The sequence below is a fragment of the Bacillus cereus group sp. Bc010 genome, from assembly GCF_027716745.1.
Lineage (GTDB): Bacteria > Bacillota > Bacilli > Bacillales > Bacillaceae_G > Bacillus_A > Bacillus_A pacificus.
The window spans coordinates 13211-38234 of sequence record NZ_JAQFUY010000016.1 but is presented as its reverse complement, the minus strand read 5'-3'; the positions used below and the strand labels follow the sequence as shown (position 1 = coordinate 38234).

The window sequence follows — 25024 nt, the reverse complement described above, 5'->3', positions numbered from 1 at the left end:
GGTCAATATAATACAAAGGGAGCGCAAACATGAACAAAATTATTAATTTTTCGTTAAAAAATAAGTTCGCAGTTTGGCTACTAACCATTATCGTTACCATTGCAGGTATTTATTCTGGGCTGAATATGAAGCTGGAAACAATTCCTGATATTACAACACCTGTTGTAACAGTAACCACGGTTTATCCTGGTGCTACACCAGAAGAAGTAGCTGATAAAGTTTCAAAACCGATGGAAGAACAACTGCAAAATTTAAGTGGTGTAAACATTGTTAGTTCATCATCTTTTCAAAATGCATCTTCCATTCAGGTAGAATATGATTTTGATAAAAATATGGAAAAGGCTGAAACAGAAATAAAAGAAGCTCTCGCAAATGTGAAACTGCCAGAAGGCGTAAAGGACCCGAAAGTTTCACGTGTGAACTTCAATGCCTTTCCTGTAATTTCATTAAGCGTAGCAAGTAAAAATGAATCTTTAGCTACCTTAACTGAAAATGTAGAAAAAAATGTTGTTCCAGGATTAAAAGGACTTGATGGGGTCGCATCTGTTCAAATTTCAGGTCAACAAGTAGATGAAGTACAACTTGTCTTCAAAAAAGATAAGATGAAAGAATTAGGTTTAAGTGAAGATACTGTAAAAAATGTAATTAAAGGATCGGACGTATCTTTACCACTTGGTTTATATACATTTAAAGACACAGAAAAGTCAGTTGTTGTAGATGGAAATATTACAACAATGAAAGCATTAAAAGAATTAAAAATCCCTGCCGTTCCTTCATCAGCAAGCGGTCAAAGTAGTCAAAATGCCGGAGCTGGTACACAAGTGCCGCAAATGAATCCAGCCGCTATGAACGGGATTCCGACAGTTACATTAGACGAAATTGCTGACATTAAGGAAGTTGGAAAAGCAGAATCTATTTCTCGAACAAATGGAAAAGAAGCAATTGGAATTCAAATTGTCAAAGCTGCTGACGCGAACACAGTTGATGTTGTAAATGCTGTTAAAGATAAAGTAAAAGAACTTGAGAAAAAATATAAAGACTTAGAGATTATTTCAACATTCGACCAAGGTGCACCTATTGAGAAATCAGTAGAAACAATGCTGAGCAAAGCCATTTTTGGTGCTATCTTTGCGATTGTTATTATTATGTTGTTCCTACGAAATATCCGAACAACATTAATCTCTGTCGTTTCCATACCACTTTCTTTATTAATTGCTGTATTAGTCATCAAGCAAATGGATATTACACTTAACATTATGACGCTCGGAGCAATGACAGTCGCTATCGGGCGCGTTGTGGATGACTCCATTGTTGTTATCGAAAATATTTATCGACGTATGTCGTTATCAGGAGAGAAACTACGCGGGAAAGATTTAATTCGTGAAGCTACAAAAGAAATGTTTATTCCGATTATGTCTTCTACCATTGTAACAATTGCTGTATTTTTACCGCTTGGACTAGTAAAAGGTATGATTGGTGAAATGTTCTTACCATTCGCTTTAACTATCGTCTTCGCTTTATTAGCATCGTTGCTAGTAGCAGTTACAATCGTACCGATGCTAGCTCACTCTTTATTTAAGAAAGAGAGCATGAGAGAAAAAGAAGTACATCATGAAGAAAAACCAAGTAAATTAGCAAATATTTATAAACGCATACTTGCATGGGCTTTAAATCACAAAATTATTACATCAAGTATCGCTATCCTTCTATTAGTTGGTAGTCTTGCACTTGTGCCAATCATTGGTGTAAGTTTCTTACCATCTGAAGAAGAAAAAATGAGCATTGCAACATACAACCCTGAACCAGGTCAAACGTTAGAAGACGTTGAAAAAATTGCAACGAAAGCTGAGAAGCACTTCCAAGATAATAAAAACGTCAAAACAATTCAATTCTCATTAGGTGGCGAAAACCCAATGAGTCCTGGTCAATCAAATCAAGCAATGTTCTTCGTACAATATGATAACGACACGAAAAACTTCGAAAAAGAGAAAGAACAAGTCGTTAAAGATTTACAGAAGATGTCTGGAAAAGGTGAATGGAAAAACCAAGACTTCGGGGCAAGTGGCGGTAGTAACGAAATCAAGTTATACGTTTACGGAGATAGCTCAGAAGACATTAAGCCTGTCGTAAAAGATATTCAAAACATAATGAAGAAAAACAAAGACTTAAAAGATATAGACTCTAGTATTGCAAAAACATACGCAGAATACACTTTAGTCGCAGATCAGGAAAAGCTAAGTAAAATGGGTCTAACGGCTGCACAAATTGGAATGGGACTTTCTAATCAACATGATCGCCCTGTTCTGACAACAATTAAAAAAGACGGTAAAGATATCAATGTATATGTAGAAGCTGAAAAACAAAATTATGAAACAATCGATGACTTAACAAATCGTAAAATTACAACGCCGCTTGGTAATGAAGTGGCTGTAAAAGATGTGATGACTGTAAAAGAAGGAGAAACTTCGAATACAGTGAAACACCGCGATGGCCGTGTTTATGCGGAAGTAAGTGCAAAACTAACATCTGATGACGTTTCAAAAGCATCAGCCGCAGTTCAAAAAGAAGTAGATAAAATGGATCTTCCTTCTGGCGTAGATGTTTCTATGGGAGGCGTTACAAAAGATATTGAAGAATCATTCAAGCAACTTGGCTTAGCGATGTTAGCTGCGATTGCTATTGTATACTTCGTTCTTGTCGTTACATTTGGCGGTGCTCTTGCACCATTCGCAATTTTATTCTCGCTACCATTTACAATCATTGGAGCTCTTGTTGCCTTATTAATCTCTGGTGAAACGTTAAGTGTCTCTGCAATGATCGGTGCCCTTATGTTAATCGGTATCGTTGTAACAAACGCAATCGTGCTTATCGACCGCGTTATTCATAAAGAAAATGAAGGTCTATCAACACGTGAAGCTTTATTAGAGGCTGGTGCAACACGCCTTCGCCCGATTTTAATGACTGCAATTGCAACAATCGGTGCTCTTATCCCGCTCGCATTAGGATTTGAAGGTAGCGGCTTAATTTCTAAAGGACTTGGTGTAACAGTAATTGGTGGATTAACAAGTTCAACATTATTAACACTTCTTATTGTTCCAATCGTTTATGAAGTATTAAGCAAGTTTAAAAAGAAAAAAGTAAAATAACAAAAAAATAACCTCGCTAACTGCGAGGTTATTTTTTATTTCCAAACAAGATTAGGAAATCACCATAGCCTTCTTTTTCTAATTCCTCTTTTGGAATAAATCGAAGAGCTGCTGAATTTATACAATAGCGAAGTCCATTCGGTCCTGGACCATCTGGAAATACGTGCCCGAGATGTGAATCTCCTTCCTTACTTCTCACTTCTGTACGCGTCATATTATGACTCACATCCATTTTTTCCTTCACACTAGCTGACATAACTGGCTTCGTAAAACTAGGCCATCCACATCCACTATCAAATTTATCTAGAGAAGTAAACAAAGGTTCACCTGAAACGATATCTACATAAAGACCTTCTTCTTTATGATTCCAATACTCATTTCGAAATGGTGGTTCTGTACCATTTTCCTGTGTTACATAAAATTGCATCTCATTCAGTTTTTCCTTTAAATGAGCATTATCCTTTGGCCAATGTTGCTTAATAAACGCATCTCGCCCTGAGCCCTTACGGTATAACTCGTAGCGGAATTCATTTTTCTTATGATATCCTTGGTGATATTCCTCTGCGGGATAAAACGTAGCAGCTGGCAATATTTTTGTCGCAATCGGCTTTGAAAAGCGCCCACTCCTTGCAAGCCCTTCTTTTGAAGCCTCTGCTTTTTTATGTTGTTCTTCATTATGATAAAAAATCACTGTTTCGTAAGACTGTCCGCGATCGTGGAATTGCCCACCTACATCAGTCGGATCAATTTGTCTCCAATATATATTTAATAACTCTTCATACGGCATTTTATTTGCATCAAATGTAATTTGTACTGCCTCATAATGTCCCGTCGTTTCTGAACATACTTCTTTATATGTTGGATTCTCTTTATGACCACCTGTATAGCCAGAAACAACCTTTATAATTCCTTCCATCTCTTCAAATGGCGAGACCATACACCAGAAGCACCCTCCAGCAAATGTAGCTAATTCTACCTTTTCATTTACAGCCATTCTTTCACCCCTATTCTATCTTCTCCTTACAGTATGGCATAAGAAACATCATGTTATAAAAGAAAAAGCATCGAACATCGATGCTTTTTTCTCTTCACTTTATTTTTTCCCAGCGTCCTTCTCCATTTCATCACTTGTCACATCTAAGACATCTAATAAGAAAATGAAGATTGGAATACCGATAATTAATCCCCATACACCTAAGAAGTGTTCCGAGAAGATTAATACCATAAACGTATAGAAAATTGGTAAGTTTGTTTTTTGCGACATAAACTTCGGATTTAACACGTAACTTTCAAGCGCATGAATGACTGTTACGATAACTAAAATATAAACAACGTACATAATACCGCCGATATTGTAAGCAATCATACAAAGCGGGAATAACGAAATGATAACCCCAGCTACTGGAATTAAACCAAGTAAGAAGATCATTAACGCTAAACCTAATAATTGTGGGAATCCTAATATCCATAATGCAATAACGGATAAAACGCAGTTAACAACTGCAATTAAAAATTGTGCTTCGATTACTTTTCCGAATGAACGTGCAAATTTCTTACCGAAGTACTCGATTTCAGTATAGAAAATTGCAAGTCTGCTCTCTTTAAATTTTGCAGTAAAAGCAACGATACGAGCTTTCTCCAATAAGAAAAATAAACTTAAAATTAAAGAAAGTAACACTTGAAGGCCAAATTTCCCAACATTCGTAATCGATTTATACAAAATGTCAACGCCTTGTCCTACATACTTCGAAAGTTCCATATGATTAACAGCATTAACTGCATACTTAATTAATTCACTGTCCGGTGGGTTTCTTAAAAATACGTTAAATTGATAAATCAATTGTGAAATTTGTATCGTTAATACTGGTAAATATTTAAATAGCGTAATAGCAATTCCGCCAATTAACATAACATATAGAAATGCTATAATGAGCTTTCGATTAATGGGCATAAAGTGGTCTAATTTGCGAGAAATAAACTTTTGGAATCGATCCATTAAATACGTAAGAATAAACGTAATTAATATTAAATTCAACATACTTTGCAGCCCATATAATACGAGAGCAAGTATTACTAATACGAGTAACCTCTGAAATCCTTTGCTTTGAAACAGGTTTTTTATTTGCATAATCGACGAGTACTCTCTCCTGTCCTATAAAGTAAAACGTTAATAAGTAGATTTTTCTCTCTTTTCTACTTTTAATTATTCATTCATATTAAGATTTTTATAAGCTCATTATACGCCTACCTTAGCAGATCTATAGTAGCTTACTTCTTATTTTACAATACAATGACCTAATTCAAAACGTATTCTACACAGTATTAATGAAGATTTAAGGAAACTTACATTTTTTCAAAATAGGTCTTACCACTACTGTAACATAAAAAGCAAGCTATCAGTAGAAATCTGTCCTACAAATAGCTTGCTTTTCTCATTTTTTAAGTAAGTTTTACTATCCAATGAATGGCATGAACATCGGTATGACAACTACCGTTACAACTCCAACTACTGTTACAGCAATACTTGCCATAGCTGCCTCTACTTCACCCATTTCAATTCCTACTGCCACTCCTAATGCATGACCTGCTGTTCCCAGTGCTAAACCTTTTGCAATTGGATGTTTCACTCTAAATGTTTTTAAGAATAACGCTCCTAATGCGTATACGATAACTGCGTTAAAGATTACTGCAAACGATGTAATTGCTGGTATACCACCAATACTTTCAGAGATTGGTAACGCAATTGCTGTTGTTGCCGCTTGTGGTAACATTGAATTCATTACTGCTGTATCTAGGCCAATTGCTTTTGCAACAATGAACACGACAATTACTGAACAAATAGATCCAACCACGATAGCTGATAAAATTTGCCACCAATATTTTTTCAACTTATCCACTTGTTTATATAATGGAATTGCAAACGCGATTGTTGCTGGCTCTAAGAAAAAGCTAATCATTTTTCCACCAGTATTATATTCTTCGAAAGTAAAGTTACCTACTTTTAAAAAGACAATCCCTAATACCATCGCTACGAATAATGGTGTGAATAAGAAGAACCCTTTTGAATGCTTGAATAATAATGTTCCGATTCCGTATGCGATTAATGAAACGACGATTCCGAAATATGGAGTCATTGTGCTTGCCATGTTCATTCCCTCCTAACAATATATACTAAAATGGTTACGCAACTTTTCCGTGCTTGCGTCCTTTATTTACTACTTTCAATTCTTTTGTATCTTCTGTTTCTTTTTCATCTTTTCCTAAAATAAATTGTGCAAATAATCCTGTTACAGCGAGTAAAATAACTGTCGCGACAACAATTACAGTTAAAATTTGTACAAAATATTGTCCCATTACACCAAGAGAATTAATAACCGAAATACCTGATGGGACGAAAAGGAATCCGATAATACCTGTTAAAGCTGTTCCAAGTGATTCAACTTGTTCCAATTTAATAACCTTTAAACATAATAGACTAAATAAAATGACTAACCCGATTACCGATGAAGGCATCGGAATTGGTAAATGTGTTGCAATAATATTAGAAATTAACATAATAGCTGAGAATATGAATGCTTGTGATAAGAAACTATATACTTTTTTCGTACTCATTTTGGCCACCTCTTTCGATTTGGTACCTTTATTGTATAGGATATACCCGCCTTGGTAAGCGTTTACATAACAGAACGTCAAATATACAGAATCAGTTACAAATATAAAAGGATGAAATACAAAAGCTGCTTCTTAAATACGAAGCAGCTTCTTGAGTTCTTTTGCATATGTACGACTAACAGGTACTTTTGATCCTTCTTTCATAATTAAATTATACGTAGAATTGAACCACGGCTGGATTTCAGTAATATGATTAATATTTGCAATAAAGCTACGATGTACACGCATAAAACTTGCTTGCGGCAACTTCTTTTCCAAAATCACAAGTGTATCGTGTGTTATATATGTGTCCCTCATTGTTTTTACTGTCACTTTTCCATCCACAAGCCCTACATATATAATATCTTCAATATTTACAAGTACAATTGATTCTTCAATTGGTAATGCTAATTTATGCATCTCTGCCGTTACATCTGCCCCTTTTATTTCTTGCTTCGTTTCTATTTGCGACTGCTTTTGTTTTTTATACTTCTTTAATGTTTGTACAATACGTTCTTCATCAAATGGCTTTAAAATATAGTCTAACGCATCTACTTCAAATGCTTGCAACGCGTATTGATCATAGGCAGTCGCAAATACAATGGCAGGTGGATTTTTCATCTTCTTTAATATATTCGCAATTTCAAATCCGTTATCATCAGATAACTGAATGTCTAGGAAAACAATATCTGGTTTGTTTTTCATTAGCTCTTCTAATGCATCCTCTACACAATCAGCCTCACCAATTATCTCAACTTCCTTCGTTCTTTCTAATAAATACTTTAGTTCATCGCGTGCTAACATTTCATCATCAACTACTAGTACTTTTAACAATCTGCTCTTCCTCCCCTACTTTTTTTGGAATAACAAAAGTAATCTCTGTCCCCTCATTTAATTTACTTTCGATATGAAGCATCGTTTCTTTTCCAAATAACCCAATAAGACGTTCATTAATATTATATAAAGCTGTTCCAGTCCCTTTCTTGGACGAAACTACCATCTTTCCTAATTGTTCTAAACGTTCTTCCTCAATTCCTTGCCCATTATCTTTTACTTCAAAATGAACCATACCCTCTTTTTCAAAAACATGCACTTCCACTTCGCACACTGGTTGCTTCTTCGGGAAAGCGTGTCGCAACGCATTTTCAACCAATAGTTGAAGAACAAATGGTGGTACTAAAGTTGTCTTTAGCTCATCCTCCATATACATCTTTACTTCATACTTATTTGGGAACCTTGCTTGTTCTAGCGATAGGTATGCCTGTACATGGTTTAATTCTTGTTCTAGTGGAATCAGTAACTGACGTGCGCCTTGCAAATTACAACGGAAATACACGCTAAGTTGTAATAATAACTTCCTTGCCTTCTCTACATCTGTTCGGCATAAAGCTGATACTGTATTAATCGCATTAAATAAAAAGTGCGGGTTAATTTGTGCTTGTAATGCCTTTATTTCCGCATCTTGCAATAATTTACTTTGCAACTCGGCTTCCCCTAATTCAAGTTGTGTAGAGAATATTTTTGCTAACCCTTCTGCTAATTCCTCTTCCACACGACTTAACTGATTAGGATTTTTGAAATACAGTTTTAATGTCCCTATCGTATTTCCATGTGAAGTTAGCGGAATAACAATCGCCGCTTGCAAAGGGCATCCTTCATGTTGACAATTAATGACCTCACGTGATTTTGCTTTCATTATTTTCCCTGTTTGTAACACTTCTTTCGACAAACCAGTTATTAAACTATGTGAAGGAATATGGTGATCTGATGCTAATCCAACATGAGCTAATATTTTCTCTGTATCTGTTAAGGATACCGCATCTGTTCCTGTAAAACGGTGAATAATTTGTGCCACATGCTTACATGATTTTTCTGTTAAGCCTTGGCGAAAATACGGTAACGTTTTATCTGCAATACGTAATACCTTATGAGTCTGAAGTGCCTTTGCGTTCTCTTCCTGACGCAATATAGCTTGTATCATAGAAAGTAAAATAAAACTTCCAAAACTATTTACAAGGATCATTGGTATCGCAATTGTTTTCACAATACTCATTCCATCCTCTACAATTAATAAGATCATAATCATTTCTAAAGAAACGATAAACACACTTAAAACCGCTGAAAATTTAGGCGTAATTGTACGATTATACTTTTTAAAAATGTATCCAATATAACCTGTTATAACCCCCGCTAAAATTGAAGAGATTGCACAACTTAGTGCAGTCGTCCCGCCAAGCATATAACGGTGAATACCAGCAATTGATCCTACTCCAATTCCGACGATAGGGCCACCAAGCAAGCCACTAATTCCAACACCCATAATACGTGTATTCGCAATGGTACTCGATGATGAAACACCTTGTAACCAATTTTCATTCATAATCGTATTCCCAGCAATTTCAATTCCCGTGTAATTGCTTACAATTGTAAACACTGAAAAAATACAAATAAGCTTAAGCTTATCTACATACCCATCTTGCTTATGAAGAAGGCGCCTGAACGTTTTAATATGAGAAAGTAAAAACCCTAAAATAACAATAAGCCCGACACGTTCAATCATCATAAGTACTAAATTTAGCATCTGTGATTCATTCCTTTTTATATGAGTTAGTTTTATTATCGGAAAATAATGAAGTGGGCGTCAAGAAGAATGAAATATCTTTTGCAATATTTTACACATAACAATTCCCGCTCTATTTGACAATCTAATAGAAGAGTGCTAAAAATAAAGTAATATAATACAGTCCTTTAACCCAACCCCGTGAGGTTGAGAAGGAAGTCGGAATATACTATACGTATGACCTATTTTAGGAATACGTATGCTTTTTTGGCCTTCTCATCATATCAGGTGAGAAGGCCTTTTGTTATTCTTCCATAGCGACTGTAGAAGAAAATAAGGGGGAGTAATGATGGACGTCACTACTGATGTACAATCAACAACAGAGGAAACGAAAGAGAAAAGATATAAAACATTATTTGGGTCTGCGTTAGGATATGCAGCAGAAGGCTTAGATATGTTGCTCTTATCTTTCGTACTCGTCTACATTTTAAAAGAATTTCATTTAAGCCCTGTTGAAGGTGGAAACTTAACTTTAGCTACCACAATAGGAATGCTAATTGGGTCTTATTTATTTGGATTTATTGCTGATTTATTTGGGCGTATCCGTACGATGGCCTTCACAATCTTACTATTTTCACTCGCAACAGCACTTATTTATTTCGCAACAGATTATTGGCAATTATTAATTCTTCGCTTTTTAGTGGGGATGGGAGTTGGTGGTGAATTCGGGATTGGAATGGCCATCGTAACTGAAACATGGTCTAAAGAAATGCGTGCTAAGGCGACATCTGTTGTTGCACTTGGATGGCAATTTGGCGTACTAGTAGCTTCACTCCTTCCAGCATTTATCGTCCCGCATTTTGGATGGAGAGCTGTTTTCCTATTTGGACTTATTCCCGCTTTATTAGCTGTTTATGTACGAAAAAGTTTAAGTGAACCGAAAATATGGGAACAAAAACAACGATACAAAAAAGAATTGTTACAAAAAGAGGTTGAAGGCAGTTTAACAACTACTGAGGCTGAACAACTAAAACAAATGAAAAAGTTCCCACTTCGAAAGCTATTTGCAAATAAAAAAGTAACAGTAACAACTATTGGCCTTATTATTATGTCATTCATCCAGAACTTCGGATATTATGGTATCTTTACATGGATGCCAACTATTTTAGCGAATAAATATAACTATACATTAGCAAAAGCTAGTGGTTGGATGTTCATCTCTACGATCGGTATGTTAATTGGAATTGCAATTTTTGGAATTCTAGCTGATAAAATTGGTCGCCGTAAAACTTTTACAATCTATTATGTCGGTGGTACTATATACTGTCTCATTTACTTCTTCTTATTCACAAATCCAACATTATTGTTATGGGGCAGCGCATTGCTTGGATTCTTCGCAAATGGCATGATGGGAGGATTCGGAGCAATTTTAGCTGAAAACTATCCTGCTGAAGCTCGCTCTACAGCAGAAAACTTTATTTTCGGTACAGGACGTGGTTTAGCTGGCTTTGGACCTGTTATTATCGGATTACTTGCTGCAGGTGGTAATTTAATGGGCGCATTATCTCTTATCTTCATTATCTATCCAATCGGTTTAATTACAATGCTACTATGTGTCCCAGAGACGAAAGATAAAGTATTAGAATAGATTGAAACTGTACAGAGTACTATCCACTTCGAGAAAAGTAGTTAAATAAATAATAAAGAGGAAGCATTTCAAATGAAATGCTTCCTCTTTTTATATAAATACAATTATTTATTTTGATCTACTAGCTTTTTGGAACAAGAAGCTAGTTTTATCTTCTTCTTTTACAATGCCTTGTTTTAATGCTAGTTCCCCTGCAACTTTAGGCGCTAGCCATAGCATTGGGAGTAACAGAATGGATACCGGGACAGCTGTTACTACGATGAATGATTGCAAGGCGTTAATACTTCCCTCACCCATGTATAACAGAATTGCCGCAACTGCTCCCATAATAAGCGACCAAAAAATTCGTAAGCTAATTCTAGGATCTCCGTCTCCAGTCACTGCCATCGAAATCGAATAAGCCATTGAATCTCCTGTTGTCACTACAAATAAAATTGTTAGTAAAAGAAATGCCGGTCCAATAATATGAGAGAGTGGCAGTTGTTCTGTAATTGCAATCATAGCAGCTGGCATACCCGATTCACTTAATGCGCTTGAAATAGAACCAGGCTTCATTAATTCATAAAACACACCTGATCCTCCCAGAATTGTAAACCAAAATGTTGTAATAATAGGTGCAATAATTCCAATTGCAACGATGATTTCTCGAATCGTTCTTCCTCTTGAAATACGGCTCACTAAAATTGCCATCATCGGTCCATATCCAATAAACCATCCCCAGAAAAAGATTGTCCACGATCCTAACCAACCTGTATCACCGCGGTATGTGCTCATTGGAATAAATTCATTTATATAAAATCCAAACGAAGATACAAACGAATCAATAATAAATCCACCTGGTCCACATAATAATACAAATACCATTAATAAAATCGCTAATTTAACATTTAAATCGCTTATAATTTGAATCCCTTTATTAATTCCTGTTACTGCAGATATAGTAGAAACCGCAACTACACAAATAATAATTGCTAATTGAGTAGTAAAAACATCAGGAATATTAAACAATGCCTGTAGGCCATAACTTGCTTGTAAGCCTAAAAATCCGATCGGTCCAATCGTCCCTGCAGCTACCGCAATAATGGCAAATGCATCAATCATTGTTCCAAGCAAACTCTTTCGCAATTTCTCACCAAAAATAGGATATAAAAGCGTTCGAGGTTTTAACGGCATACCTTTATGATAATGCCCATACATCATAACTACCGCACTGATTGTACCTAAAATCGTCCAAGCCAAGAAACCCCAATGCATATAACTTTGTGCTAAAGCAGGCATTACTGCTTCTTTCGTTCCAGCAGATATACCTTCATGTATCGGCGGCACCGTCATCAAGTGGTACATTGGCTCTGCAGCTGCCCAAAAAACGCCACCTCCGGCAAGTAATGTCGACATAATAATAGCAAGCCACTTTGCCGTACTAATCTCAGGTTTTTCTAATCCCCCAAGTTTAACTCTTCCATATTTCGAGAATGCCATACACATTGCAACAATAAATGTACCAATTAACAAAACTTGCCAGAAGGCACCAAAATATTTAATTGAAGCTGCAAAACTGCTATTAATGACTCCCTCTACATAATTTTTATTTAAGAAAACTGCAATTACAAATAATAAAAGCGAACCACCACTAATAAGAAATACAGGCCAATCCGTTTTTCGACTCTTCATCCTCATTTACACTTCCTCCTTCCTCAGCAATCTAAAAAAACAACTTTATTATGTTTTATTGTTTACACCCAAAACACAATGATTATATAAGCATAATAATTCATCTATTTCCTACACACTTATGTTGTCCCTAAAAATATGCTAAATCCCTTATTTAAAAGAAAATTTCTATTCCTCTTACATAAAAAAGCAAAATAAAAGACCTTATATTTCTATAAGGTCTTCGAAACAGAAATTTGATTATAACATAAGGAACTCCTTGGTTCAAAAAGCTCCTTCCAAAAATAACCGAGGGTAAAGGCTTCCATTTGCTACGTAACAGTAGTTAAAAAAATTTATATTTTTACAGAAAATGCCCTATACTACAAACTATTTATGAAAAAAATTCGGCTTCAAAATTTCATTCGAATACGGTTTATGATAAATATGAGTGGTAGCTGGAGATAACGGCGGAATGAGCCACACCCAATTGCCCGTTACAACACGACCACAGGCAGCTTCTTGCTTCTCAAATTGCTGAAATTGTTGTGCCGCAGTATGATGGTCAACAATACTCACTCCTTGTTTTTTAAAGGAATATAAAACAGCCACGTTTAATTCAACTAACGCCTTGTCTTTCCATAACGTACCGTTTCTCGATGTATCCAAATCCATCATTTCCGCAACTGCTGGAAGTAAATTATAGCGATCATGATCCGCTAAGTTACGTGCCCCAATCTCTGTTCCCATATACCATCCATTAAACGGAGCTGCTGTATAGGAAATACCGCCAATTTCTAAGCGCATATCTGAAATCATTGGAACCCCGTACCATTTTGCTCCAAGTGACGAAATTGGGTATTCTGGGTGTTCAATTGGTACCTCTTTTACTTCTTCTTTCGGAATTTCTTTATATATAGGCGCTTTTCCATCTATAGAAAACACAAGTGGTAATACATCGAAATTCGTACCTTCTCCTTGCCAGCCAAGTTCTTGACAAAAATCTGTAAACACAGCGGAATGAGAGTCACCAATCACTCCCATTTCTGTTTTATATCCTGCATACCGAATCAATTGGTGATTATAAATTCGTATATTATTTTCTTCACCTTGATATTGCTTAAAAATTGTAATGGTCGGTTTCACTTTTCCGTCGTTCGTTGCATATTTAATATGATGAATTAATGCATTATATACACCTTCCTCATCATTTACTTCACGTGCATCTAATATGTGCATCTTACTCCAAAATAGTCTTCCGATACATCGATTACTATTGCGCCATGCCATTCGCGATCCGTGAACAAGTTCTTCAAATGTATGTTCATACGTCCCCGTCTTCTCTATTTCAACTCGAATTTCTTTCATGCGTTCTTCTATGAATTGTTCTTTATTAAGCTCTTTATAGCAAATCGTAATAAAATGACTCGCTTCCTCTATTAATTGCTTCGTTTTACTCATAAGCGATCTCCTTCTATTTCAACAAAACGTTACTACTTTACAGTATAAGCAAAAAGAATAAGAGTCACAAACGAAAGTCGAAGTGTTACTTTTATTGTACTATCTTTCAGAAAATTAAGAGATTACTATTGACTTTCATGAAAAATAGGTGTATTTTTTACTCAGGTAAATTATTTTTACCTAGACCAACTTTTAGAGAGAAAGGAGGAAATGTCATGTCTTCATTTCAATTGCCAAAGCTTTCATATGACTATGATGAACTAGAGCCATATATCGCTAGCAATACACTTTCTATTCATCATGGAAAGCACCATGCGACATACGTAAATAATTTGAATGCCGCATTAGAAAACCATTCGGAATTACATAATAAATCTTTAGAAGAGTTACTATGTAATTTAGAAGCTTTACCAAAGGAAATTGTTACAGCTGTCAGAAATAACGGTGGTGGACATTATTGTCATAGTCTTTTTTGGGAAGTAATGAGCCCACGGGGTGGTGGCGAGCCTAATGGAGACGTTGCAAAAGTAATTGATTATTATTTCAATACCTTTGACAACTTAAAAGATCAACTGTCTAAAGCAGCAATTAGCCGTTTTGGAAGTGGTTATGGATGGCTTGTCCTTGATGGTGAAGAACTTACTGTAATGAGTACACCTAATCAAGATACACCTTTGCAAGAAGGCAAAATTCCATTACTTGTCATTGATGTATGGGAACATGCCTATTATTTAAAGTACCAAAATCGTCGCCCAGAATTTGTTACCAACTGGTGGCATACAGTGAACTGGGACCGGGTAAATGAAAAGTATTTACAAGCAATTCAATCACAAAAACATTAGTCGTGCGTATAAGGTAAGTTTGGTAATGTAAAATTAGTATTGTCGAAATCCTCCAGAATCCCCCGGATTGCCACCGGGGGATTTATGATCATTTCATTGCATGTATGTAATAATGTAATACTTTTTCTATTTCTATTTTCAACCCTCGGAACGGGAACCCTAATTCATTAGCTTTTCCATTATGTAATGTACAATTAGTCAATTCATTATAAGGTGCTACATGATCTCCTACTTCTTGAATGAGTGATTTTATTCCCGTATTCTCTTCTATAAAATGAATAATTTCCCGAGTAGAAACTACCCCGTTGCTACAAGCATTAATTGGCCCTTCTATGTCTTTCATCCCACACCAAGCTAAAAATTCCCCGGCTTCTTCTTCATGTATAAACGACAATTTTCCATCTAGATGATTCACTGCGACAGGTTCTTCTCTCACAATATGTTCAACGTAAAATTGTAACCTTTTCGTATAATCGTTTTCTCCAATAACAACTGGAAAACGAACTGCAACAACTGGAAATGTTGCTTGCTGAAATACAACTGCTTCGGCTAACCTCTTTCCTTCACCATAATTGAAGTCATTCCTATCTCCATACGCAATTGCATACTCGTACGGATCGAAGTCCTCTTCTGATAAACTTAGTGCTGGTTCATAGACAGCCATTGAAGATGTCATAACGTATTTTGTCGTTTTCCCTCGTAACACTTCACATATTATCTTCGCTGCGTTCGAGCTATAGCATAAATTATCGTATACAATATCATAACTTTTATCTGCTAGACGCTCTGCTAGTTGTTTTTCATCTTCTCTATCTACAATAAGTCTTTTTACTCTACTCCCAAAAGAATCTTCCGTAATTCCTCTCGTCGCAATCGTTACATCGTGCCCATCTTGCAAAAGTGCTTCTACTAAATGTTTACCAAAAAATCTTGTTCCCCCTAGCACCAATACTTTTTTCAACTTTATCATCCCCATTTCGATAAATTGTAAAATACTACCTCTCTATTATAAATGCTAACATATAAAAAGCATGGAACTCGTTTAACGATTCCATGCTTTTCTACAAAAAATATATTAACGTACTCGATATTTATAAATACAATAACAGAAGTATAAAATAGAAATTACAGATACATAAACCCATAATTCATATACGAATCCCTCTCCCCATACTCCCATAAAATAAAAGAGTGAAGGTAACGTCAATGTTACCCATGATTGTACGAAGGCAATCCTTCCAAGATATTGATTGATGTTCTTTTTTTGTGTATTTAATACAAAGAATAAATACCAAAGTAATGCCCACATAAACCACGTTAACGCATTCACAACATCGTGGAATTGAACAAATGAAACAACCATATAGAATAAAGCAATAATTGCTACCCAAATGCAGAACCACCCTAAACCGCTACTGTCCATTCCTTTTATAAAAGTAACACCTACATATAAATAGGTTAATCCGAATAAGAAAGTAGCTGCATATGAATATACCGTCCAATTACTTTGATCAGAAATCATGATTAAATAGAACGGAATAATAATTTGTAGTGCACCCACAAATAAATTAAAAACACCTGCACTTTTCATCTCTGCTTTTCCTAATATAACAAGACTATTTAAAAATAAAGCTGCACCCGAAAGTAATAATCCTACGTAACCCATATGTATTCGTGTGAAATTCTTTCCCTTTCACACTTTTAACCTCCCCACAATATAAAGTGATTCTTTATTATTTTTCTTCCTATTTCAAACTACATACATAATTTTTAATCTAAATAGGTCAGACTTCCTACCTTGAAGAACGCCAAATTTAAAACGCTTTCAATCATAAATAACCCTATCAGAACATTAATAGGATTCCTTGATTATAAACGTACTCTAACCATGACACAAGTATTGATGTTATTTTAAATATCACGTTTTTTATTTCTATAAAAATTAATAGGATAATGCACTTTTTCTATCTTATTCTACTAATTTCTAACATGGAATATTATAAAATGAGCTAGTCAGTAATACATTCATCTTTATAAGATAATCGTATACTGACCTAAACTTTCATAGTCAATATTGATAGTTTCTCATCCCTAATAATTGCTATTTATCATAAATATCATTTGGATTAATTGTAGGAATAAATCCATTTATAGAACTATATTTTTTAGATACGGTATTTGGAGTAACGGTAAACGTTACAATCTTATTACTTTGTTGTTTAAAATAGCGCATCCAATTTTGACTCCATTCATCTTTCGTAATAACTTGTTTATTGAAGTCCTCCCACAATACACCATGTATAAAATTCAAGGATGTATTTTTGATTGTGTCAAATCCCCAATTCTGTATAAGAAGCAAATCAGAATCAACACCTTTTATTTCTTTTAATAAATTTACATATGCTTCGCGAAATTTCCCTTGTGTAACTGGCTGATCATAAAAATAGTCATCAATATCACCAGCGGTATCTAAAAACACACCGTCTATTCCTTTTCCAATAACTTGCTGTTTCACTTTATTTACAACAATCCGCCGGTAATGTTCATCAGCTAAATTCATAATATATGTATCCCACTGCTCAATCTTCATTTTCTTACCGTCTCGATAATAATAGTCTGATTCAACTACTTGCGATTTATGCCACGATTCTAATTCTAAAACACTAACATACCCAAGGACTACTGTTCCGGATTTTTTTAATTGCTGAACTTGCTCTTTCATAAATGCATATGGCTCTATAATGACCATGTCATACTTTGAAAGTCCCTCAATTACTTGCTCATTTGCTTCACCATAATAAATTTTATAACTTCGTACATTTTTTAAAACTGGTTCCACGACATTTGCTTGGGCGGATGTACTTGAGGAAAAAATAAAAGAAAATATAGCTAAAAAGTACATGGAACGTTTCCACTCCATAATAATATTACCCCCTATAAAACTGTAATTTTTTATCATTTTATATATTAATACAAGTATAGTAATACAATAACATTTTACATTTTTTCAAGCTCGATATTTAATAAAAAATTCCAATAAATACAATACATTAACAAAAATTAGAATTTATTTCACTTGAATTTACTACATCTCTGTTGATAAAATGATTTGGGCTTTATATATTTTAAAATAATTCTTTTAAATTATGTATTTTATTTCAGTGTACTATTCCTCAAAATTAAATTTGCAAACGAAAGAAGGGATTTTTTATGCACTATAGACAATCTAATTTATTACAAAAAATGATTGAACCTACGATTCTCTTTATTGCTCTATTTTTTCTCTCAATACTAACTGATTTTCTAACACCAACGTATGAATACTTCTTACTCTTATTTATTACATTAATTATTTCTAGCCGGTATGGCATATCTATCGCCCTTTTCACCTTTCTAGAAGCAATGATTTATATTTTTATAAGCGGTATATATAAAGAAGATGATATATTACTGTACTTTTATTCATTAGATTACTGGATTAATTGGATTTTCTTACTTGTTATTAGTTTATGTTGTGGACTAATGAGTACTGCACAAAAAGAACGGTATGAAGATGTACATATGATAAATAATGAGCTAAAAGCCGAAAATAAAGAATTAAAATATGTTGTGAAACAATTGGATGAAACACGTATTACACTACGTTCTCGTGTACTTGAATCAAATAATCACTTATCTAAAATGTATCATATGTTTAAAGCTTTAAATCATACACATCCTGAAATTGTACTCGATGAGGGAATAAATGTATTAAAAATGTATTTCGGAGCAAAAAAAATTGGTATCTATCACGTCGATAACAATAAACAATCACTTCGTATTAAATTAAGAACAGAAACTGGTAAAAATACCTTACCTCAATCCATTTTTGTTAAAAATGCTTCGCTAGTCATCAAAAACGCTCTAGCGCATAATCGACCTTTTTTCCGTACAGAAGAGGATTTTCAAGACGCTCCACTTTTAGTTGGTCCCGTCCTATTCCAAGATGATGTACAATACGTCATTATATTAGACGAAATTGAATTTTCAAAAGTAACTTCTGAGCAATTCGAACTTTTCACATGGTATTTGCGCTGGATGGGTGATCGTTTACAAAACGCTTCTAATCTTTGGCTATCAAGTCAAGAGGATCGTACATTCCCTAAAACGAGTATTTATTATGAAGATGAATTTGAACATTTACTAAAAATAGAAAAGAAACGGTCCGAAACATTATCTTATCCATATTCCTATTTTGAATTTACTGTTCCACAAGATTCTTTAGAAATGATAAATTCTATTTTAAAAGATCATTTGCGTGATATTGATATATTCGGTTATAGCACGACCAAACAAAAAGTTATGATTCTATTACCTGGCACTGAAGAAAAGTTTTTATTACCAGTCCAAACTCGTATACAAAACGCTCTTTCTTCTAAAGGAGTGCTATGCTAATGATTTTACTCCTTCTTTACTTTATTTATGCTATTTTGGTTTTTCTTTTATTTCGATTTACGAAAGGTTTGATTACTGAAGATAAGAAAGGAATTATTGAGTTTTGCTTGATTATCTCTCTCCTTTTCCCGCTTGTCGGACTTATTGTATCAGCAATCATGTTATTACTGAATATAAGACGCTCCAAGACCGAGTGGTTACAGCAATACTCTGAGTATGTTTCCTTTCAAGTTGATCATTATGAAGATATTTTGGCATCAGCAAAACAAGATATGGACCTAATTTCATTTTCTTCTGGATTAGAACTAGATAAGCCTGAATTACATAAACAACTCATTGTACAGTTAAGCTCCTCCCCTATTTCCAATGAAGGAGGCTTATTGAAAGAAGCCATTCATCATAAAGATCCTGAAACTGTACATTACGCAGCAACTACTATTAATTTACTAAATGAACGGTACGAAAAACAGATCGAATACTTAAATAAGCAATTTCTACAAAATCCACAAAATGAAATTGCAAAAGAGTTGGTTTCTAACTATTTAAGATATATAGACAGTGGTCTTCTTTCTAATCAGCAAAAGGAAAAAATAATCGCCGAATTTATGAATTTTATTACACAAAGTGTAGAACTATTCCCTACCGAACCTCTTTATCCTTTCCACCTTGGAAATCTGTTTCTACATACAAAACAATATGCAAAGTCTGAAGAACAATTTTTAAATCTTATTCATTTCTATCCTGAATCATATTACGGTTACGTTGGGTTACTTGAAATATATTATGAACAAAAGTTATGGGACGAGCTCTATAACTTAATCAATAATCTAGCAGCTGCAAAAAGAGTTCATATACTACCGCGTAAATATCAATTATTTGTAAGACAGTTTGGAGGCGCACACATTGAAAAAGGGGATTAATATATATATCGGAATTGTTAGTATCATTTTATTTCTCTTAATTATATCTATCCTTATATATCGAACAGAAAATTTCCATCAAAAGTTTTCTGTTCCTAAAACTAAAGAAACAGATACTGTTAAAACACTCAAAGCAAAAGATGTAGCCCAAAATGGACAAAAAATGCAATTATACGTTTTAAAAACGGATAATACATTAGGGCAACAAGTCGAATTTAATACGAAAAAGGCAATGGATTACGCACACCTACACTACAAAGATATTACAGCTAATGAAATTAAGGGACTTACTCCCTCTCCCTATACAGGAATTATTATTACAGGTGAAATAATGGCACAACTTCCACAAGCTGATATTCAAAATTTTGTACAAATGGGCGGAAGGATTATTATCGCAAACCGACTTGATTCAGATCCTTCCTGGAACACATTATTTGGTATTACAAAAAAAGAAGGCTTCAAAGATGTGAAAGGATTAACCTTTGAAGAAGTTTTATTCCCTGGTTATCCTGATCTCTCAAGTTCTTCTCCATTGTTCACTCATAGCTCAATGAATATTACGCTAGATGAGAATACAACTAATACTTGGATTACTGCAGAAGATACTCCCATCCTTTGGACCAATGACTACGGTGAAGGAAAAGTCTTATATTGGAATACAACAGCATTGAACGATAAATTAGGTAGAGGTATGTTCGTTCAATCACTGGGTACTATTTTCCCGACTTTCGCTACAGTACAACTTGGAGCGGAGATTATGTATATCGATGACTTCCCATCTCCAATTCCAAGTGGAGAACTAAAAAACTTAACAACAGAAAAAATTTCTGTTGAAGAATTTTATAAAAAACATTGGTGGAAAAATATGAAGGATATCTCTGAAGAGCTTGATATTAAATATACAGGGGTTGCAATTGGCACATACCAAAATAAAGTAACGCCACCCTTTGAAAATTTTACAGGTAAAAATAGAAATACCTATTTATTATTTGGGAGAGAATTATTAAGTCACGGTGGAGAAATCGGTATTCATGGCTATAACCATCAACCTTTATTATTACCACCAGACCCAGTAGATAAAGCACTTGAATATGTTCCATGGAATTCAAAAGAGGACATGGAGAGATCCTTAGATGCTTTACAAAAACTCGTGTATAACTTCTTTCCAAACGAAAAACTAAAAACCTATGTACCACCATCCAATATTATAAATACAACTGGATTAAGTGCATTAAACGACGCAGTTCCAACTATGGAAACAGTTGCTTCCCTATATGTGGGAAGTAAAAGTAACGGCAGTTTAATTCAAGAATTTGGACCAGACGAGCACAACAAAAATATTTATCACTTCCCACGTATTACGAGTGGCTATGCTATTTCAGATGAAGAACAATTTATTTTAGCTGATGTTACCGCAAATTTAGGGGTTATCTCACATTTCGTCCATCCAGATGATATCCTTGATGAAAAACGTTCGGGTAATTTAACGTGGGAAGAATTATTTAAAGCTTATAAAACGACAATTAAAGAAATACGAGAAAGATATCCTTATATAAAAAGTATGACACAAAGTGAAGCAACTGCTTCCATGAAAATTTATCAAACTGGTGATTTAACTGTTTCTTATGAAGATGATGCTGTTCACATTGCATATAAAGGATTACCAAACCACACTGCAACGATTATACGTGTGGAAGAAGGGAAAAAATTGAAAACCGGTTCATTCCCATACGGCACAGTTACAAAGCTAGATTCACAAATTTATAGCGTTATATTAAAACAAGCTAACGCTACAATTCCAATTAAAGGGGTATAGCAGATGAGAATAGGTTTAGTCGTTGAAGGAAGTTATCCTTTTGTCAGTGGCGGAGTAGCAAGTTGGGTACAAATGATCATCCAACAATTTAAAGAACATGAATTCACCATTTTTGCGATCGTACCGCAAATAAAAACAGAAGAGGAATATCAATATGAAATTCCTAACAATGTAAAAGATATCATTATGATTCCCTTACAATCAGAAAGTGACCCAAAACATATAAAAACCAATTTAACGACTGATGAAGTACAAACACTTCAAAAATGGTTTACATTCCAAGCTAACGACACAGAAGCATTACAAATATTAGGGAACAAGCAAAAGCTAGGAACACTACATTCCTTCTTCGAAAGTCGTGAATTTTATGAAATAGTGAAAGAAAGCTATTTGTATGAAGAAAGTAGCGGTTCTTTCTTAAATTACTTTTGGATGTGGAGATCTATGTTCACACCAATCATTCAAATTTTACAAATTGATTTTCCTGAATTAGATCTTATCCATTCTGTATCTACAGGCTATGGTGGGCTTCTTGGAGCTGCAATTAGTGCCAAATCTGACATACCATTTATTCTAACAGAGCATGGTATTTATTCTCGGGAACGTGAAGAGGAAATACTCCAATCAACTTGGATACCAATCGAATACAAAAAAAGATGGGTTTCTTTCTTCCATCATTTATCTCACCAAGCATATGAACAAGCTGCTGATGTGATTACGTTATTCGGACGGAATAGTGCATATCAAAAAGAACTAGGAGCTCCGGCCCATAAACTAAAAATTGTTCCAAATGGTGTTACTTTATCTGACTATAAGGGGCTACGTAAGCCAAAACATAATTCAGATAAACTCATTATTTCTGCTATTATACGAGTTGTGCCAATTAAAGACGTAAAAACAATGATTTATGCAGCTAAATTATTATTAGAAAAAGATATTCCGTTTATCTTCTACTTATTAGGTCCTGATACAGAAGAACCAGAGTATGCCCAAGAATGTCGTGATTTAATTCAGCAACTTGGATTAAAAGAACATGTAATAATGACTGGCAGAGTAAACATTAAAGATTACTTAAAACAAACGGATATTCTCGTATTAACTAGCATATCTGAAGGGCAACCACTAGCTATGTTAGAAGGAATGGCATCGGGATTACCATGGGTTGTTACAGACGTTGGTTCTTGTAAGGAGTTAATTTATGGACAAGATGAAGATCCTTACGGCCAATGTGGCTTTGTTGTACCACCTGTATCTCCTGAACAAGTTGCCACCCACTTAGAATGGTATTATCGCCACCCTGAATCCATTCAACAATTCGGAAACAATGGGCGTAATCGTATTGAAGCATATTATCAATTATCAGGTGTTGTTGATAGTTATCGTAAGCTTTATTTAGAAAGGGGTGCGAAAACATGGCAGGTATAGGATTTCGATTACAAAAATTATTTCAGGAAGACTACTATTCTTCAAGGGTAAAAGCTTATGGATTTTCGTTATTTGTTACAGCTGGTCCTTGGTTAGTCGTTATTTTAGCAGTAACAACTATTCGATTCATTTTGAATTTATTTCATTCTATTTCAATTGAAGAACAGCGCCTTTTCACTATTTCAATTTCATATTGCTTTATTTTTTCTCAAATTATTTACGGAGCATTGCAGCTCATTGTAACTAGATATGTAGCTGACCTTTTATACGAACAAAAAGCTGATAAAGTATTTTCTTCATTTTTAGGAATGACGAAGATCACACTTTTTTTAGCTATTATGTTATGGCTTTTGTTTGCATTTTTCACACCGTTAGCTTTATATTATAAAATCGTGATGCTATTTTTATTTTTAGCTTTAAATATCATCTGGATTCAGTCCATTTATTTAACAGCAGCTAAAGATTATCAATCAATTGCACTGGCATTTTTAATCGGATCCATTTTTTCCCTATTAGGAATTATCCTAGTAGCTTACTGGCACCCTACACTTGGGTTAGAACATGGATCTGCCCTATTGCTTTTAATTTCTTTTACACTCGGTACTTTCATTACACTAGTATGGTTAAGTATCGTTATTGTACGAATGTTTCCAAATAGTGATGCTACTGAACAATTTACCTTTCTGTCTTATTTAGATAAATATCCAGAATTATTTTGGTCAAGCCTCTTTTACAATGTGGGTATTTGGGTATGTAATTTTGTTATTTGGTTTGGAGACGGTCGGGGAAATATTGAAGACACATTTATTTATCATCAAATTTATGATACTTCTGTTTTCTGGGCGTATTTAAGTATTATCCCAACCTATATTTTCTTTGTAGTATCCATTGAAACGAGGTTTTATGAAAGATATAAAAAGTTCTTCAGTTCGGTAAACAATGGTGGAACATTACATACGCTTTTACAATTGAAAGATTCCATGAACTTTGTCTTAAAGCAGGAAATGGAACGTATGCTTCGTAATCAAGGTATTTTTTCCTTACTTATTATTTTTATAATATGGATGTTTAGTTCGCAATCTGGAAAGACAACACTTAATTACTCTATTCTGCAATTAACTATAGTTGGTGCTTATGCAAATGGAATGGTGCTCGTTATTACATTACTACTCCTATACTTTGAGGATCGTAAAGGGGCATTTCGAACATCAGCTATTTTCTTTTTTACAAACTTGTTATTAAGCCTTATCCTGCTTCCATTTGGATTCAATGGTTACGGCATTAGTTTCGCAGTTGGATCTTCTATTACATTCCTATATGCTATTTCTAGGCTCTTTACTTACATTAAAGATATTGATTATTATACATTTTGCCAGTCAAATATTCCTATAAAACAGCGGACCTTTTTTACCAAATTAGCTAATAAACTTAACGGGAAATAAATACAAAAATGCCCTTTGCTCATGCAAAG

General features: G+C 34.5%; 19 protein-coding genes. 8 read left to right on the top strand and 11 right to left on the bottom strand.

Going from position 1 to position 25024, the window contains the following annotated elements; all coding sequences use genetic code 11:
- The first annotated feature begins 29 nt into the window (after positions 1 to 29).
- Positions 30 to 3146, top strand: coding sequence for an efflux RND transporter permease subunit (locus tag PDQ68_RS17555; RefSeq protein WP_270786899.1), 3117 nt, complete (start codon positions 30 to 32; stop codon positions 3144 to 3146).
- 28 nt (positions 3147 to 3174) lie between these two features.
- On the opposite strand, the gene msrB is transcribed toward PDQ68_RS17555, so the two are convergent.
- The 6 genes from msrB to lytS form a co-directional block, all read right to left on the bottom strand.
- Positions 3175 to 4140, bottom strand: a complete 966-nt coding sequence (gene msrB, locus PDQ68_RS17550) for a peptide-methionine (R)-S-oxide reductase MsrB (protein ID WP_000290166.1) — start codon at positions 4138 to 4140, stop codon at positions 3175 to 3177.
- Positions 4141 to 4239: 99 nt separating this feature from the next.
- Complete coding sequence (locus PDQ68_RS17545) at positions 4240 to 5274, bottom strand: AI-2E family transporter (RefSeq protein WP_001166015.1); 1035 nt, start codon at positions 5272 to 5274, stop codon at positions 4240 to 4242.
- A 325-nt stretch (positions 5275 to 5599) separates the two neighbouring features.
- Positions 5600 to 6292, bottom strand: a complete 693-nt coding sequence (gene lrgB / locus PDQ68_RS17540) for an antiholin-like protein LrgB (protein WP_000168869.1) — start codon at positions 6290 to 6292, stop codon at positions 5600 to 5602.
- Positions 6293 to 6326: 34 nt separating this feature from the next.
- Positions 6327 to 6758 (bottom strand): antiholin-like murein hydrolase modulator LrgA, encoded by a 432-nt coding sequence (gene lrgA / locus PDQ68_RS17535; protein ID WP_000104901.1) that lies wholly within the window; start codon positions 6756 to 6758, stop codon positions 6327 to 6329.
- Positions 6759 to 6890: 132 nt separating this feature from the next.
- Entirely contained in the window at positions 6891 to 7631 is a 741-nt protein-coding gene (locus tag PDQ68_RS17530) for a LytR/AlgR family response regulator transcription factor (protein WP_000921835.1), read from the bottom strand.
- A complete protein-coding gene (gene lytS, locus PDQ68_RS17525) occupies positions 7609 to 9378 on the bottom strand; it encodes a two-component system sensor histidine kinase LytS (protein ID WP_061184143.1) in 1770 nt (589 codons plus the stop codon). Before lytS ends, PDQ68_RS17530 begins: the two co-directional genes overlap by 23 nt.
- Positions 9379 to 9706: 328 nt before the next feature.
- Between lytS and PDQ68_RS17520 the strand changes: the two genes are divergently transcribed.
- Complete coding sequence (locus tag PDQ68_RS17520; protein WP_029141244.1) at positions 9707 to 11005, top strand: MFS transporter; 1299 nt, start codon at positions 9707 to 9709, stop codon at positions 11003 to 11005.
- Positions 11006 to 11113: 108 nt separating this feature from the next.
- On the opposite strand, the gene PDQ68_RS17515 is transcribed toward PDQ68_RS17520, so the two are convergent.
- Positions 11114 to 12682 carry a BCCT family transporter gene (locus PDQ68_RS17515; protein ID WP_061184141.1) on the bottom strand — a complete coding sequence of 523 codons (1569 nt, stop codon included), beginning with the start codon at positions 12680 to 12682 and terminating at the stop codon, positions 11114 to 11116.
- A gap of 363 nt (positions 12683 to 13045) precedes the next feature.
- Positions 13046 to 14116: a nitric oxide synthase oxygenase gene (locus PDQ68_RS17510; RefSeq protein ID WP_016719061.1), complete on the bottom strand. Its 1071-nt coding sequence runs from the start codon at positions 14114 to 14116 to the stop codon at positions 13046 to 13048.
- 215 nt (positions 14117 to 14331) lie between these two features.
- Here PDQ68_RS17510 and sodA point away from each other — a divergent pair, with 215 nt between their 5' ends.
- Complete coding sequence (gene sodA / locus PDQ68_RS17505; protein WP_061184140.1) at positions 14332 to 14958, top strand: superoxide dismutase [Mn]; 627 nt, start codon at positions 14332 to 14334, stop codon at positions 14956 to 14958.
- Between the two features lie 88 nt (positions 14959 to 15046).
- Here sodA and PDQ68_RS17500 read toward each other — a convergent pair whose 3' ends face one another.
- The 3 genes from PDQ68_RS17500 to PDQ68_RS17490 all read right to left on the bottom strand — a co-directional run bounded on the left by PDQ68_RS17500 (position 15047) and on the right by PDQ68_RS17490 (position 17878).
- Entirely contained in the window at positions 15047 to 15928 is an 882-nt protein-coding gene (locus tag PDQ68_RS17500; RefSeq protein ID WP_033678606.1) for an NAD-dependent epimerase/dehydratase family protein, read from the bottom strand.
- 105 nt (positions 15929 to 16033) lie between these two features.
- Positions 16034 to 16624: an AmiS/UreI family transporter gene (locus PDQ68_RS17495; RefSeq protein ID WP_000542569.1), complete on the bottom strand. Its 591-nt coding sequence runs from the start codon at positions 16622 to 16624 to the stop codon at positions 16034 to 16036.
- 435 nt (positions 16625 to 17059) lie between these two features.
- Positions 17060 to 17878 carry an endo alpha-1,4 polygalactosaminidase gene (locus PDQ68_RS17490; protein ID WP_061184139.1) on the bottom strand — a complete coding sequence of 273 codons (819 nt, stop codon included), beginning with the start codon at positions 17876 to 17878 and terminating at the stop codon, positions 17060 to 17062.
- A gap of 290 nt (positions 17879 to 18168) precedes the next feature.
- Between PDQ68_RS17490 and PDQ68_RS17485 the strand changes: the two genes are divergently transcribed.
- Genes PDQ68_RS17485 through pelG form a run of 5 tightly spaced genes read left to right on the top strand, consistent with a single transcriptional unit; the run spans position 18169 to position 24995 of the window.
- Positions 18169 to 19392 (top strand): GAF domain-containing protein, encoded by a 1224-nt coding sequence (locus PDQ68_RS17485; protein WP_270786898.1) that lies wholly within the window; start codon positions 18169 to 18171, stop codon positions 19390 to 19392.
- On the top strand, positions 19392 to 20312 hold the full coding sequence (locus tag PDQ68_RS17480) for a tetratricopeptide repeat protein (protein WP_044791870.1): 921 nt from the start codon (positions 19392 to 19394) through the stop codon (positions 20310 to 20312). The genes PDQ68_RS17485 and PDQ68_RS17480 overlap by 1 nt, the downstream gene beginning before the upstream one ends.
- The gene (locus tag PDQ68_RS17475) at positions 20296 to 22128 is read left to right on the top strand and encodes a DUF2194 domain-containing protein (protein WP_061184137.1); all 1833 of its coding nucleotides are present in this window, start codon (positions 20296 to 20298) and stop codon (positions 22126 to 22128) included. Before PDQ68_RS17480 ends, PDQ68_RS17475 begins: the two co-directional genes overlap by 17 nt.
- A gap of 3 nt (positions 22129 to 22131) precedes the next feature.
- The gene (gene pelF, locus PDQ68_RS17470; RefSeq protein ID WP_016719066.1) at positions 22132 to 23553 is read left to right on the top strand and encodes a GT4 family glycosyltransferase PelF; all 1422 of its coding nucleotides are present in this window, start codon (positions 22132 to 22134) and stop codon (positions 23551 to 23553) included.
- The gene (gene pelG / locus PDQ68_RS17465; RefSeq protein WP_061184136.1) at positions 23541 to 24995 is read left to right on the top strand and encodes an exopolysaccharide Pel transporter PelG; all 1455 of its coding nucleotides are present in this window, start codon (positions 23541 to 23543) and stop codon (positions 24993 to 24995) included. Before pelF ends, pelG begins: the two co-directional genes overlap by 13 nt.
- Positions 24996 to 25024: the final 29 nt, after the last annotated feature.

Coding starts and splice junctions, on each gene's coding strand:
- PDQ68_RS17555 (WP_270786899.1), top strand. CDS start 30: ATGAACAAAATTATTAATTTTTCGTTAAAAAATAAGTTCGCAGTTTGG.
- msrB (WP_000290166.1), bottom strand. CDS start 4,140: ATGGCTGTAAATGAAAAGGTAGAATTAGCTACATTTGCTGGAGGGTGC.
- PDQ68_RS17545 (WP_001166015.1), bottom strand. CDS start 5,274: ATGCAAATAAAAAACCTGTTTCAAAGCAAAGGATTTCAGAGGTTACTC.
- lrgB (WP_000168869.1), bottom strand. CDS start 6,292: ATGGCAAGCACAATGACTCCATATTTCGGAATCGTCGTTTCATTAATC.
- lrgA (WP_000104901.1), bottom strand. CDS start 6,758: ATGAGTACGAAAAAAGTATATAGTTTCTTATCACAAGCATTCATATTC.
- lytS (WP_061184143.1), bottom strand. CDS start 9,378: ATGCTAAATTTAGTACTTATGATGATTGAACGTGTCGGGCTTATTGTT.
- PDQ68_RS17520 (WP_029141244.1), top strand. CDS start 9,707: ATGGACGTCACTACTGATGTACAATCAACAACAGAGGAAACGAAAGAG.
- PDQ68_RS17515 (WP_061184141.1), bottom strand. CDS start 12,682: ATGAGGATGAAGAGTCGAAAAACGGATTGGCCTGTATTTCTTATTAGT.
- PDQ68_RS17510 (WP_016719061.1), bottom strand. CDS start 14,116: ATGAGTAAAACGAAGCAATTAATAGAGGAAGCGAGTCATTTTATTACG.
- sodA (WP_061184140.1), top strand. CDS start 14,332: ATGTCTTCATTTCAATTGCCAAAGCTTTCATATGACTATGATGAACTA.
- PDQ68_RS17500 (WP_033678606.1), bottom strand. CDS start 15,928: ATGATAAAGTTGAAAAAAGTATTGGTGCTAGGGGGAACAAGATTTTTT.
- PDQ68_RS17495 (WP_000542569.1), bottom strand. CDS start 16,624: ATGGGTTACGTAGGATTATTACTTTCGGGTGCAGCTTTATTTTTAAAT.
- PDQ68_RS17490 (WP_061184139.1), bottom strand. CDS start 17,878: ATGGAGTGGAAACGTTCCATGTACTTTTTAGCTATATTTTCTTTTATT.
- PDQ68_RS17485 (WP_270786898.1), top strand. CDS start 18,169: ATGCACTATAGACAATCTAATTTATTACAAAAAATGATTGAACCTACG.
- PDQ68_RS17480 (WP_044791870.1), top strand. CDS start 19,392: ATGATTTTACTCCTTCTTTACTTTATTTATGCTATTTTGGTTTTTCTT.
- pelF (WP_016719066.1), top strand. CDS start 22,132: ATGAGAATAGGTTTAGTCGTTGAAGGAAGTTATCCTTTTGTCAGTGGC.
- pelG (WP_061184136.1), top strand. CDS start 23,541: ATGGCAGGTATAGGATTTCGATTACAAAAATTATTTCAGGAAGACTAC.